The organism is Sorangium sp. So ce1036 (genome assembly GCF_051369805.1).
GTDB lineage: Bacteria > Myxococcota_A > Polyangia > Polyangiales > Polyangiaceae > Sorangium > Sorangium cellulosum_F.
In genome coordinates this window covers 6,468,594-6,481,626 of sequence record NZ_JBBMOX010000001.1, presented here as the reverse complement: position 1 = coordinate 6,481,626, position 13,033 = coordinate 6,468,594, and the positions used below count along the sequence as shown (strand labels likewise).

Annotated in this window: 9 protein-coding genes; 5 read left to right on the top strand and 4 right to left on the bottom strand. The window is 73.5% G+C overall.

What is annotated here, in order from left to right:
• Positions 1-155: 155 nt before the first annotated feature.
• On the top strand, positions 156-1,352 hold the full coding sequence (locus WMF31_RS24385; RefSeq protein ID WP_436604241.1) for a serine/threonine-protein kinase: 1,197 nt from the start codon (positions 156-158) through the stop codon (positions 1,350-1,352).
• A gap of 269 nt (positions 1,353-1,621) precedes the next feature.
• Positions 1,622-3,343 carry an NAD-dependent malic enzyme gene (locus WMF31_RS24380; protein WP_436604240.1) on the top strand — a complete coding sequence of 574 codons (1,722 nt, stop codon included), beginning with the start codon at positions 1,622-1,624 and terminating at the stop codon, positions 3,341-3,343.
• Between the two features lie 154 nt (positions 3,344-3,497).
• On the opposite strand, the gene WMF31_RS24375 is transcribed toward WMF31_RS24380, so the two are convergent.
• Positions 3,498-4,358, bottom strand: coding sequence for a helix-turn-helix domain-containing protein (locus tag WMF31_RS24375; RefSeq protein WP_436604239.1), 861 nt, complete (start codon positions 4,356-4,358; stop codon positions 3,498-3,500).
• Between the two features lie 81 nt (positions 4,359-4,439).
• Here WMF31_RS24375 and WMF31_RS24370 point away from each other — a divergent pair, with 81 nt between their 5' ends.
• A complete protein-coding gene (locus WMF31_RS24370) occupies positions 4,440-5,435 on the top strand; it encodes a quinone oxidoreductase family protein (protein ID WP_436604238.1) in 996 nt (331 codons plus the stop codon).
• Between the two features lie 49 nt (positions 5,436-5,484).
• Here the strand turns inward: WMF31_RS24370 and WMF31_RS24365 are convergent, their stop codons facing one another.
• Both WMF31_RS24365 and WMF31_RS24360 read right to left on the bottom strand, forming a co-directional pair.
• A complete protein-coding gene (locus WMF31_RS24365; protein ID WP_436604237.1) occupies positions 5,485-5,979 on the bottom strand; it encodes a hypothetical protein in 495 nt (164 codons plus the stop codon).
• A gap of 262 nt (positions 5,980-6,241) precedes the next feature.
• Positions 6,242-6,514, bottom strand: a complete 273-nt coding sequence (locus WMF31_RS24360; RefSeq protein WP_436604236.1) for a hypothetical protein — start codon at positions 6,512-6,514, stop codon at positions 6,242-6,244.
• 152 nt (positions 6,515-6,666) lie between these two features.
• Between WMF31_RS24360 and WMF31_RS24355 the strand changes: the two genes are divergently transcribed.
• A complete protein-coding gene (locus tag WMF31_RS24355; protein WP_436604235.1) occupies positions 6,667-7,833 on the top strand; it encodes a pyridoxal phosphate-dependent aminotransferase in 1,167 nt (388 codons plus the stop codon).
• On the opposite strand, the gene WMF31_RS24350 is transcribed toward WMF31_RS24355, so the two are convergent.
• Positions 7,830-11,666, bottom strand: a complete 3,837-nt coding sequence (locus tag WMF31_RS24350; protein WP_436604234.1) for a M36 family metallopeptidase — start codon at positions 11,664-11,666, stop codon at positions 7,830-7,832. The two genes, WMF31_RS24355 and WMF31_RS24350, sit on opposite strands and share 4 nt — an antisense overlap.
• Positions 11,667-12,004: 338 nt before the next feature.
• Between WMF31_RS24350 and WMF31_RS24345 the strand changes: the two genes are divergently transcribed.
• Complete coding sequence (locus WMF31_RS24345) at positions 12,005-12,763, top strand: CDP-alcohol phosphatidyltransferase family protein (RefSeq protein WP_436604233.1); 759 nt, start codon at positions 12,005-12,007, stop codon at positions 12,761-12,763.
• Positions 12,764-13,033 lie beyond the last annotated feature (270 nt).

Genomic DNA, 13,033 nt, shown 5'->3' with positions numbered 1-13,033 from the left:
CATCACCATGTATTCCAGTCGCCGACCGGATCGCCGACTGAAACCATGGTCGCCGTGCGGCCGCCCGCCCCGCGGCCCGTCGCGCGTGGGGCACGCGAACCCACATCCGCCTTGACCGCGTGCCGCCGCGCCGCTCCCATGGAGGCGAGATCCGCATGAGCGACACGGCCCTGCGACGCGTGGGAACCACGATCCGCAACAAGTGGACCCTGGAACGGCTGCTCGGCGCCGGCGGCATGGCCGCCGTCTACGTCGGCGTCCACCGCATCGGGCGCCGCGACGCGCTCAAGATCCTGCACCCGCAGGCGGCGCAGTCGAAGGAGATCTGCGACCGGTTCGAGCGCGAGGCGCACGCCGCGAACCGCTTCCGCCACCCGGGCGCCGTCGAGATCCGCGACATCGACGTCGCCGAGGACGGCGCGCCGTTCCTGGTGATGGAGCTGCTCGACGGGGAGTCGCTCGCCGAGCGCGAGCGACGGCTCGGCGGCGTCCCGCTCGCCGAGGTGCTCGGGTTCGCCGCCCAGGTGCTCGACACGCTCGGCGCGGCGCACGCGCAGGGGATCATCCACCGCGACATCAAGCCGGCCAACCTGTACGTCGTCCGCGGGGACAGCCGGGGCGCGGCCCCCGCCGGCGGAGGCGAGCGCGTCAAGGTGCTCGACTTCGGGCTCGCGCGGATCCGCCAGGACAGTAGCCTCCAGGGGGAGCTCACGCGGATGGGCATCGTGCTCGGCACGACGCCGTACATGCCGCCGGAGCAGGCCAAGGGCCGGGACATCGACGCGCGCGCCGACCTGTTCGCCGTGGGCGCCACGATGTTCCGCCTCCTCGCCGGACGCCACGTGCACGAGGCGAGCACCGACTTCGATCTCCTGCTCAAGATGGGCAAGGAGCCGGCGCCGCCGCTCGCCCGGCGGGCGCCGCGCGTGCCGCGCGACGTGTGCCTCGTCGTCGATCGCGCGCTCGCCTTCGACCGCGACCAGCGCTACCCGGACGCGCGCCAGATGCTCGAGGACGTGCGCGCCCTCCTGCGCGGCGAGCCGCCCCCCTATGCGTCGCGCTTCGCGCAGGGCCTCGACCCCGACGCGGTCACGCTGCCGGCGCGGCCGTGGCCCGCGGCTCCGGACGCGGTGAGCGCGTCCACCACGCTCCAGGCGAGCGCTCCCACCGCGCTCTCGGCGAGCGGGCCGACCCACGTCGACTCCATCGCCGTGGACTGGAGCGACGAGCCGCCCACGAGCATCGACTCGGTCACCATCGAGCGGAGCGGCCCGCGCACCGCGCGGAGAGAGGAGTCGATCGTGGTCGAGTGGAGCGAGGAGCCGGAGGGCGCCCCCCCCGGGCGGCGCTAGAGCGGGTGGAGCTCCGGCAAACGACCAGACCGGCACAGAGAACACAGAGGAGAGAGGAGAAATACAATTCTTCCCTCGGTGCCCTCGATGCCTCCGTGGTTCAAATTCCCCTCATTGGCTCGTGATTCCAGCCTGTTCGGTGCTCTAGAGCCCCTGCGCTGCACCGGACAGGCGAGTTGAGCGATTCAACCGTGTCCGGCGAGAGCGGCGCCCCCTCGTCGAGGGCGTCGTGCCTGGTATTCTATCCCGCGTCGACCTAGGCTTGGGCGATGGCGAAGATTTCAAGGTACTTCGACATCAAGAAGGACGCGCTCGGCCGCGAGTACATGGAAGTATACTTCGACGGGATCGCGCTGCTCAGGCTCGTCATGACCAACAAGGGGACGGCCTTCACGCCAGAGGAGCGCGTGAGCCTCGGGCTCGATGGGCTGCTCCCGCCCCAGGTCAATACCATGGATCAGCAGCTCGCCCGCGTCTACGGCGGGTTTCGGCGCGAGCCGACGCCGATCGCCAGATATCAATACCTGCGGGCGCTCCAGGAGCGCAATGAGATCCTCTTCTACGCGCTGCTCGTGCGCCACCTCGGGGAGATGCTGCCTGTCGTCTACACGCCGACCGTCGGCGAGGCCGTGCAGCAGTTCAGCTTCCTCTACCAGAGCGCGCGAGGCGTCTCGTTCTCTCCCCTCAACATCGATCGCGCCCGGCGCGTGCTCGAGAGCTTCCCCTGGGAGGACGTCCGCATGATCGTCGCGACCGACTCCTCCGCGATCCTCGGGATCGGCGATCAGGGCTATGGCGGGCTCGCCATCCCGATCGGCAAGCTCGCGCTCTACACCGCGGGCGGCGGCGTGAGCCCGTTCCACACGATGCCCGTGGTGCTCGACGTCGGGACGGACCGGACCGACCTCATCAACGACCCGTTCTACCTCGGTGTTCGCCAGCGCCGCCTCCGCGGAGAGGCCTATTTCGACTTCTTCGACAAGTTCGTCGACGCCGTGAAGAGCGGCTGTCCCCGCGCCGTCATCCAGTGGGAGGACCTCTCCAAGGAGGCCGCCTTCTCGGTGCTGGAGCGGTACCGGAGGGTGATCCCGTCGTTCAACGACGACATCCAGGGGACGGGGGCCGTCACGCTCGCCGGCGTGATCAGCGCGTGCAGGCTGCGCGGCGAGGCGCTCAGGGATCAATCGGTGGTGATCCACGGCGCGGGCGCGGGCGGCATCGGCGTCGCCTCCGCGATCTGCCAGGGGATGATCCGGGACGGGCTCACCGAGGAGCAGGCGCTCGCCCGCATCTTCGTCCTCGACTCGAAGGGCCTCCTCACGCAGGACCGCCCCGTGGAGGAGTACAAGCGCAGGTTCGCGCAGGCGCCGGAGAAGATCGCCGGGTGGAAGAAGGCCGGGGCCGTGCCGACGCTGGTCGAGACCCTCCAGAACGCGCGCGCCACCGTGCTCCTCGGGCTGTCCGGCCAGCCGCGCGCGTTCAGCGAGCCGGTGATCCAGGCGATGGCCGACAACACCCCTCGGCCGATCATCTTCCCCCTCTCCAACCCGACGAGCGCGTGCGAGGCGCTCCCCGAGGACATCCTCGCCGTGACGAAGGGCCGCGCGCTGGTCGCGACCGGGAGCCCGTTCGCGCCCGTCGAGATCGACGGGGAGACCATCCCCATCGGTCAGGGCAACAACGCCTTCATCTTCCCGGGGCTCGGATTCGGATCCATCCTGTCCGGCGCGCGCGAGATCACCGACGACATGGTGCTCGCGGCGGCGTACGCGCTCGTCGACTACACGGCGGAGAAGCACCTCGACAAGGGGCTCGTCTATCCGCCCGTGGAGGAGCTCCAGGAGGTCTCCGCCAGGGTCGCGACCGCGGTGATCCGCGCGGCCTTCGCCGACGGCGTCGCCGGGAGCGCGAAGGTCAGCCCCGAGACCGCCGAGAGCTACGTCAAGGCGCGGTTCTGGCAGCCACAGTATCTTCCGTTCGTCCGCGGGTAGCCCCGCAGGTCTCCCAGCCGGCGGGCGCGCTCCTCGGAGCGTTGCGGCGGCGGCGGGGGTGGTCTCGTTCGGGGTGCTCACCTCCGGGCGGCTTCGCGTTCTCTCTGCTCGCGCTGCGCCGAGCGCGGGGCCTCGCCGGGCGAAGCGGGCCGGGTCAGAGCGCGACGAGCCGATCGCGGCACCCGAGCGGCCGATACAGCGGCGCGATCCAGCTAGCCCGGGCCGCGCCCCGCAGCGCCGCGGGCGTCATGCCGGCGTACCGCCGCACGGCGCGGCACAGGTGGCTCTGGTCGGCGAACCCCGCGTCGGCGCTCAGCGCGGCCCAGGACAGGTCCTCGTCGAAATGCTCCAGCGCGCGCTGGAAGCGCCGGATCCCCTTCATCTCGCGCAGCGTCACCCCGTGGTGGCGTCGCAGCAGCCGCTCCGACTGGCGCAGCGAGACGCCGAGCGCGCGGGCCAGGCCGGCGGGGTCGCGGTCGGCGAGCCGTGGATCGCGCAGCGGGGCCGGCGCCTCCGCCCGCGGCGGCAGCCCGGCCGCCCAGCGCCGCACCGCCAGCAGGCGGCCGTGCGGCGTGCCTTCGCGCCGCACGGCCGACAAGAGGCACGAAACGGGCGCCGCGCCGATCCCGTCGCGCAGGTCGATGCGGCGGTCGACGAGGCTGCCGGCGTCGACGCCGAACCACGCCGGGATCACCCACGGCTCGAGCAGGACGATCACGGCGTGCAGCTCGGCCGGCAGCCGGTAGCCGGACGGGCGCGTCGCGACGCCCGACAGCCAGACCGCGCCTCCCGCGCGGTCGTCGCGCTCGCTCCGGATCTCGCCGACCAGGCCGATGCTCAGGACCGCGTGCAGCGACGGCAGCGCGCGCGGCGCCGGCGGGCCCCACGAGGCGACGCTCCCCGCCACGTCGACGAGCCCGGTCACGCCGGGCTGGCCGGCGCCGGGCGCGGCGTGCGCGCGGAGCGGCGACGCGCGGCGTTCGCTGTCGGCGGCGGCGAGCCTCGATGTCGACATCGTTCAATACGCGGCGGCCGCCGGTGACCACACTGCGCCGGCGCCGCTGCACGTCGGCGCCGATCGTGAGGAGCGCAACGCATGAAGGCCATCGGAATCCATCGCCACGGCGACGCCTCGCAGCTCGCGCCGCTGGAGCTGCCCGAGCCGACGCCGGGGCCGCACCAGGTGAGGGTGCGGGTAGTCGCGTCGTCCGTCAATCCGGCGGACATCCGGGCGCGCTCGCCGGCGCCCGGGCCGCGCCGCATCGAGCGGCGGTTCCCGCTGGTGCTCGGCTACGACGTCTCCGGCACCGTCGACGCGATCGGCCCCGGCGTCGAGGCGCTCGCGGTCGGCGACGACGTGTTCGGCTCTCCCAGCCTGTTCGGGCAGGGCGCGAACGCGGAGCTCGTGGTGGTCGACAGCCGCACCATCGCCCGCAAGCCGGCGGCCCTGTCGCACGAGCAGGCCGCGTGCCTGTCGCTGGCCGGCGTCACGGCCTGGGAGTGCCTCGCCCGCGCGCGGCCCGCGGCCGGCGCCACGGTGCTGATCACCGCGGGCGCTGGCGGGGTGGGGCACCTCATGCTGCAGCTCGCGCGGCACCTCGGGCTCCGGGCCGTGGCGACCGCCAGCCGACCCGAGTCGACGGCGCTGTGCCGCGCGCTCGGCGCCGCGGTCGTGCTCGATCACGCCGCGCAGGACGTCGGGCAGGCCTGCCGGGATCTGACCGGCGGGGCGGGCGTCGCGGCGGCGTTCGACAACGCCGGAGGCAGCGCCCTGGATCAGGCGCTCGACGCGGTGGCGCCGATGGGCACGGTGGTGAGCATCGTGCCGACGCCGGCGCCGGTCGCGGATCGGCTGTTCATGAAGGCGGCGTCGCTCGTCTACCACGTGATGGGGGCCGCCTCGATCTGGCGGCTCGACCCGCACGCGCAGGGCCGCGCGCTGGCCGCGGTCGCGGCGCTGGCGGAGCAGGGCCACGTCAGGCCCGTCGTCGGCGCGAGCTACCCGGTGCGCGAGCTCGCGCAGGCCCACCGCGCCATCGAGTCGGGCCGCACCGTGGGAAAGATCGCGATCCGCGTGGCCGACGGCTGGTGATCCGCGCGGCCAGAGGCCCGCCCGCGCCGTGCCCTCGTCCCTCGCCCCGTCACGGCGCCGGCGGCGACGCGAGCAGCTCCTCGCCGAGCGCTCGCAGCGCGTCCTCCAGCGCCGCCGGGTCGCTCCCGTCGATCTCCCATTCCTTCCGGCTGTAGTACTTCGCCGCGCCCCGCGGAGAGCCGCTCAGATCGAGGCAGTAGTCGAAGCCCTTCACGTCGCACGGCCGCGCGTCGAAGGCGACCTCGTGCTTCGACCTGTCCTGCGGAAAGAGCAGCTGCAGCTTGTCGTCGCCGCGGAGCTCGTAACGGAACAGGGCATACGAGCCCTCGTACCGGGACGCACGCCGGAACATGCCGATCGGCTCGTCGGCGAGGATCGCGACGAGCTCGATCGGGTCCGTATCGTCCCTCGGAATCCGCTCGATCCAGACGCGCCCGACCAGCGTCTTCGCGTCGGACCCGCGCGAGCTCAGGAGCCCGTAGCCGCCTGCGGCCGCCGCGAGGGCGATCACCGCCGCCGTCATCCTCTTGGAAACGCGGTTCATGGGCGGCATCGTACCCCTTCCAGCGCCGCACGGGGGCCGGGTTCGAGGCCCCACCGCGCTGCCTGCCGCGGCCCCGCCACCCCCACGCCCGGCTACCCGCCGACCTACCGCGGCTGCGGGTCGGCGCCGTGGGCCCCCCTCGCCGGACGAGGACCACCGGCGGTGCGCCTGCGGCCACGACCCGTACGGCCGCGCGCACCCGTACAAACGCTGCCCGGGCGAGATCGTCGACCTCTGACCACGACGGCGCCGCAGGGCTCGCTCAGCGCGCCGGCGACCGAGACGTATCTTTTTTGATGTTCTCGATGATCCGATCCACGTTATTCTTGTCCTGTCTCAGGAGTCGAGCTTCCTCTGCGGACAGCAAGACTTCCGTGTTGTAGATGGCCGATGTGCCGTTCAGGATGATGGCTTTGACCTCATCACCCCGAGATTCGATGCGGTATTCCCAGGGTTTTTCCGCGACGATCTTCATTCGTTCGACCTGCCACAGAACAGCTTCTGTATAGCCTCCTGTCAGAACTTGATCCACCACGGCTTCACCAGATCAAGCAGGCTCGGACCCGGCGGGTGGGGGCGAAGGTCGGCGGCGCGGCGCGCGGCGGTGGCGCCGTCGGCGCGGGGGCCGGTGCCGGCGGGCGCCGGCTGGGGGGGCGCGGCACGTCGCCGGCGCGGCAGGAGGGCCGGGTGAGGATCAGCCGCCGCGCGCAGGTGCCGCCGTTCGCGGTCATGGAGGTGCTCGCCGCCGCCAACGCGCGGCGCGCGGCGGGCGAGCCGGTCATCAGCCTGTGCGCGGGCCAGCCGGGCGCGGGGGCGCCCGCCGTCGTGCGCGAGCGGGCGGCGGCGCTCCTCGCGGGCGGCGACCTCGGGTACACCGAGGCGCTCGGCATCCCGGCGCTGCGCCGCGCGCTCGCGGAGCACTACGGCCGCTGGTACGACGTGGACCTCGACCCGTCGCGTGTCGCCCTCACCACCGGGTCGTCGGGCGGGTTCCTGCTCGCGTTCCTCGCGGCGTTCGAGCCGGGGGACCGCGTGGCGCTCGCTCGCCCGGGCTACCCGGCGTACCGGAACATCCTCCGCTCCCTCGGGGTCGAGGTGGTCGAGCTGCCGTGCGGCCCGGAGAGCCGCTTCCAGCCGACCACGGCGCAGCTCACGGCCGCGCACGGCCGCGGCGGGCTCGACGGCCTGGTCCTGGCGAGCCCGGCGAACCCGACGGGCACGATGATCGACGCCGCGGAGCTCGACGCGATCGCGCGCTGGTGCGCGGAGCGCGGCGTCCGGCTCGTGAGCGACGAGATCTACCACGGCATCACGTACGGCGCGTGGGCCGGCCGCCAGGCGACGGCCGCGCGCCACGGCGACGCGGGCGCCGTGGTCGTCTCGAGCTTCTCGAAGTACTGGGCCATGACGGGCTGGCGCCTGGGGTGGCTCGTGCTGCCGCCGGAGCTCGTCCCGCCGGTCGACGCGCTGGCGGGGAACCTCGCGCTGTGCCCGCCCGCCCTGGCGCAGCACGCGGCGCTCGCGGCCCTGACCCCGGAGGCGTACGCCGAGGCGGACCGGCTGGTGGAGGGCTACGCGGCCGCGCGCGACCTGCTGCTGCGGCGGCTGCCCGAGCTCGGCTGGGAGGTCGCCCCGCCCGACGGCGCCTTCTACCTGTACGCCGACGTCGGCACGGACGACTCGGTCGCGTGGTGCGCGCGGCTGCTCGCCGACACGGGCGTGGCGCTCACGCCGGGCACGGACTTCGACGGCGTGGGCGGCGCGCGGTACGTCCGGCTGTCGTTCGCGGCCCCGGTCGAGCAGGTCGACGAGGCGGTGACGCGGATCGTCGCCTGGCAGCGCGCGCGGTGCTAGCTCGTCCAGCGGCGCACGCCGCCCCGGCGCCGCCGCAGCCCGAGCGCGGCCACGGCCAGGAGTGAAGCGAGCGACCCGGCGGCCCGCGATGCGGGCCCTCCGGCGACCTCGCAGCCGCAGCCGTCGTCGTTCGCCGACGGCGGCGCGGGGCCGTCGGTCGGCGCGTCGGGGCCGCCCGCGGCGGCGCCCCCTGCGCCGCCCGCTCCTGCCCCGCTGCCCCCTTCGCCGGCGGGCGCATCCCCGCACCGGGACGCGTCCGGGACGAGCATGCCGAACGGCGTGTCGACGATGCCGCGGACCTCGATGTCGTCGATCTCCCAGCCGAAGTCGCCCACGTAGGCGTCGGTGCCGATGCGGAAGCGGACCCGCACCGTCTTGCCCGAGAGCGCGGTGCCGAGATCCAGCGTGACCCGCTCCGGCTCCGGCCAGGCCGCGTTCGCGCCGACGAAGCCCTGTCGACCGGCGAGCGGGTTCACCGACGGCTCCTCCGGATCGTTGCCGATCGGGCCGCTGTACCCGGGGTCGACGTGCGCGGCGATGTCCTGCCACGTCGCGCCGTCGTCGTCGCTGATCTCGATGACCCCGCCGTCCCAGTGGATCGCCGCGGGGACCTCGCCCGCCGGCGTGATCTCGAACGAGTACCGGTGGGTGAACGTGATGACGAGCGGCTCGCCCGCGCCGACCGAGAGCGGGGGCGAGACGAGCTGCGTGTCCGAGCGGCTCGGGAGATCGACCCCGCGCCACGCGTGGTTCACCGCGCCGGTCTTCTCGCGCGACCAGACGGCCTCCGCCGCGTCGCCCTCCCTCGTCCAGACGGGCGCCTCGCTCTCGACCGACTCGACGGCCGACGCGCCCGGCACGTCGTCGACGTTGAGGTGCGCGCCCGTGACCCCGGCGACGCTCGGCTCGCACGCGCCGGGCGTGGCGACCTCCACGCGGAGCTCCAGCGCCGCCCTGTCCGCGACGGCGTCGTCCACGCGGACGTCGAACGCGACCGTCACGGCGCCGAACGGCGGGACCTCCGGCACGGCGATCGCCGCGCCGCCCGGGAAGGTCACGTGCGGGCTCGCCGAGGTGACGGTCGCCTCGGCCCCGACGAGCGGCACGGGGCCGGCGTTGTGCACCTCGAACGTCACCGTGCCCCGCTCGCCCGCGTCGAGGAAGCCGTCGTCGTCGCACGAGCGCACGCTGTCCGCCGGCTGGCCCATCGAGAGGGAGCTCCACGGCTTGAGCTCGAAGCTCTCGACCACGCCGACGAAGTCGATCGACGCGCGCGGCGGGGACACGGCGCACGTCCCCGCCCCGCGCCGGGCGAAGCCGCCCGCAAGCGCGAGCATGTCCGCCTCGCTCCGCGCGGCCGCCGCCGCGAGCAGGGCGTCCCGCTGCTCGGTGAAGGTCGCGTCCACCGGCGCGAGCTTCATCCCGGCCACGATGAGGTCCGACATGAGCCGCCGCGCCTCGTCGTGCGTGTAGACGCGGCGCCCGCCTTCCTCCCGCCGGAGCAGCGCGACGTAGCCCTCGAACAGCATCAGCGCCCAGATCTCGCCCGCGTTGTGCACCTCGGAGTTCTCCAGCCCGCTGCCCGCGCCCATCGGATGCGCGGGGAGCTCCTCGCCGTCGGCGATGTGCCGGAACGTGAGCGCGTTCTTGTCGAAATCGACGGAGTAGGGCGCGCGGCGGCCGCCGCGGTAGCCGCTGTCTCCCATCACCCGCGCGGCGTAGATGGCCGTCGCGAACGTCCCGTCGAGGTCGTCGCCCTCGCGGATCGCCATGTGCAGCGCGATGAAGTCGGCCCACCCCTCGCTCTGCGCGCTGCACTGCTCGGTGCCGCAGCGGGTCAGGCGGTGGTGGAGGTAATGCCCCCACTCGTGGGCGACGGCGGTGCTGTCGATCCCGCTGTCGCGCGCGACGCCGGCGACGCGCTCCAGCTCGGCCGTGACCGGCCCTTCGAGGAGCGCGGCCTTGAGGCGGTCCCCCGCGTCGCGCGAGATGGAGAGCATCGGGATGCTCACCGCGACGTCCGCGGGCGCGCCGCTCCCCATGCCCGGGGCGGGGCCGGCCACGTCGTTGGCGAGGAGGACGCCGAGCGCGCCGGCGGCCTGGGCGTTCACCGCCTTCTGCTTGTAGGTGCAGACGCCGCGATCGACGAGCAGGATCTTGCCCGCGACGTCGTGGATGGGCGCCTCGCAGCCGTCCCGTGTTCCATCCGCGGCGTCGTCCGGGATCGAATCCACCCCGTCGTCGACCAGGACCACCTCGCCCGCGAGGCGGAAGCTCGCGGGCCCGAACGTGGCGGTGCCGGTGTCGAGGCTGGCGCCGCCCGGCTGGATGGTCAGCGTCCGCCGGGCGTCCGGGGTATTCCAGAGATACATCTGCATCCGCGGCGAGGCGCCGTCGGACAGCGCGAGCATGTTCGCGTTGTTGCGCGGGCTCTCCGGCGTCATGGCGCCGTCCTGCGCCTCGGCGTGCAGCGGATCGCCGCCGATGCCGCCGCGCCCTTTGTTGTCCTGCTGGGCGTTGCCGGCCGCCTCGTCGAAGCCCGAGTCGTAGTACCAGTCGTGCAGCCAGTTGGTCACGTAGAACATCTGGGTCACGGCGGCCATGGTCTGGGATGCGCTCGACAGCGGATCGCGCGAGGTGTCGTAGACGTGGTCGAACGTCCTCTCCGCGGTGATCGTCGCGCGGAGATCGCCCTCCGAGAAGCCGTCGGGGGGGTGGTGGTCCGCGTACGCGTCCACGTTGTTGCCGAGCGTCTCGACCGCGCCCGCGGGCAGCCACGGATCGACCGCGCCGTCCGGGTTCGTGTTGAACCCCTCCATCGAGACGAGCGGCGCGGGGATGAAGTCCGGCTCGCTCCCGTCCGGCAAGCCCGTCGGGTGCGGGGTGTAATCGGCCTGCGGCCCGTCGAGCGGCCGCCCGTCTCCCGTGGTCTCGGCCCAGACGCGGTAGTTGAACGCGTCGCTGGCCACCAGGCTGCGGCGGTAGAGGATGCGGCCGTCGTCGGCCGCGATCACGTAGGCGTAGGCGTCGGAGGAGACGGACCTCGCGTCGCCCGACACGAGCTCGACGAAGTACGCCGGCACCAGCGTATCGGGCATCGGGAAATGGACCTGCTTCACGCGGGCCGGCCCGACCAGGTGCAGGCTCGCGGCCGCGAGGGCGCCGCCGGGCGCGAGCTCGAACAGGCGGTAGCCGCCTGCGGGCTGCGCCTCGACGACGCCGCTCGGCCCCGCGGGGATCCCGTGGAGGTCCTCGAGCGCCCGCGCGAGCGCCTCGGCCGGCGCGAGGCGGAAGGCGCCGCGGCCGGCGCCGGTCTTCCTGGGCGCGGCGGCCGGGTGCAGGTTGCCGGCGATGGCGACGAGGTCGAGGCCCTGCCGCAGGAGCACCTTCACCTCGGTCTGGAACAGCTCGGCGCCGGCCACGCGCTGGCGCAGGGTGACGATGACGGGCCCCTGGCCGATGTCGTGGACATGGACCACGTGCGCCGAGCCCAGCGCGGCCCTGGACAGGCCGTACGCGTCGGCGAAGCGGCCCAGGTAGTGCCGGGCGACCGCCTCGGGGGAGATCCCCGCGGCGCGGGTCAGCGGGGCGACGCGGGTCGCCCAGAGGAAGGTCGGGACCCCGCGCTGCTCGTCGATGGCCGTGACGACCCCGCCCGCGCGCGCGGCGCGCTCGCGGACCCTGGCGAGCCGGTCTGCCGCGGCGTTCGACGGCCTCTGCGCGAGCAGGTAGGCGTTGAAGGCGGGCCGCTGGCCGGCGTGCGCCCGCGCGGGCGCGAGCGAGCCCGCGAGGAGCGCGAGCGAGAGCGTGAGACCGCGAAAAGAACGCTTCATCCGAGCTCCTCCGTGCGTGACTGACCACGGCGGTCGCGTCGCTGGCTCGCCTCGATCCGTGGAGGGCAGGCCCTTCTTGGGAGATCCCCTGATAAACCTTCTCGTCGCGCGGGGGAAGTTGCTCGGCCGGCCCGCCCGGCGTGGGTCGCCCGTGTCGCATCCGAGATCCGACCGCGGCGCGAGGCATCGGCGGCGCGCCGGGCGGCGGACGCGGCCGCATCCCCCGGGGCCCGGGGGGCGAGCGCCCCGTCGGGCCGGGGGAGCGCGCCGCCGAGCCGCGGTCGATCGGCCGTCAAGCTTCCGGCCGGGACGGCGCCGTGTACTAGGATGCGCCGGCCATGCTCGGCGAAGCGAAGCGCATCTACCTGGCCACGCGGAAGAAGCACGATCAGCTCTTCAATACCTACTTCATGCGCCCGCTCGCGGGCGGCGTGGTCGCGCTCCTCGCGCGGACCTCGATCACGCCGAACCAGGTCACGCTGCTCAACCTCGCCATCTTCGTGGTCGCGGCGGCGTTGCTCATCGGCCTGCCCACGACGGCGGGGGGCCTCGTCGCGATCGGCGTGCTCGAGCTGAGCTACCTCTTCGACTGCGCCGACGGGATGCTCGCGCGCCACAAGCAGCTCGCGTCGAAGGAGGGGCACCTCTTCGATTTCTTCACGGACGAGCTCAAGGCGGTGCTGCTCTCGGGCGCGCTGGCGGTGCGCTTCTACCGAGGCGGCGGCCTCGGGCTCGACGGCGGCCTGTGGGCGGCCGGCGACCCGCGCTTCCTGCTCGCGGGGGTGGTCGGGGTCGGGGTGATCGCCTCGGCCATCTCGCTGACCAACTTCGTGCGCCGGCCGGAGATCAGCGGCAAGGAGACGTCGGTCTCGGCCTATTACGAGACGGTCTCGGACGAGCGTCCGCGATCGCCCGTCGCGCGGGCCGCGGCGCTCGTGACGACGTTCCTGCGCTTCCTGAACCACTACCCGAGCCACATCTGGGCGTTCGCGCTCGCGGGCCGGCTCGACGTGTTCTTCTGGATCTACGTGCTGATCAACGGCCTGTACCTCGGGAGAGGGTGGCTCGGGCTGCTCCTCAGGTTCGGGCGGTCGTAGGAGCGCCGGCTGAGCCCGACGCAGCGCGGAGTCCGCGAGCTCGTCGGTGGACGATGAGACCCTTGAGCACGACACACGCGCTCTGTGCCTGCCATGGCAGCGATGTCATGATCACGACGGGGGTCATCGAGATACGCGCTGGTCATCGCATCGATGCGCGTCGCCAGGATCTCATACCCATGCTCGACCGATGGCGACTCCCACGAGGATACCACGAGGTAGCCGTTGCCGTTCGGGGCGACCGCCGGAACCTTGTGGGGGGTCGGGAAA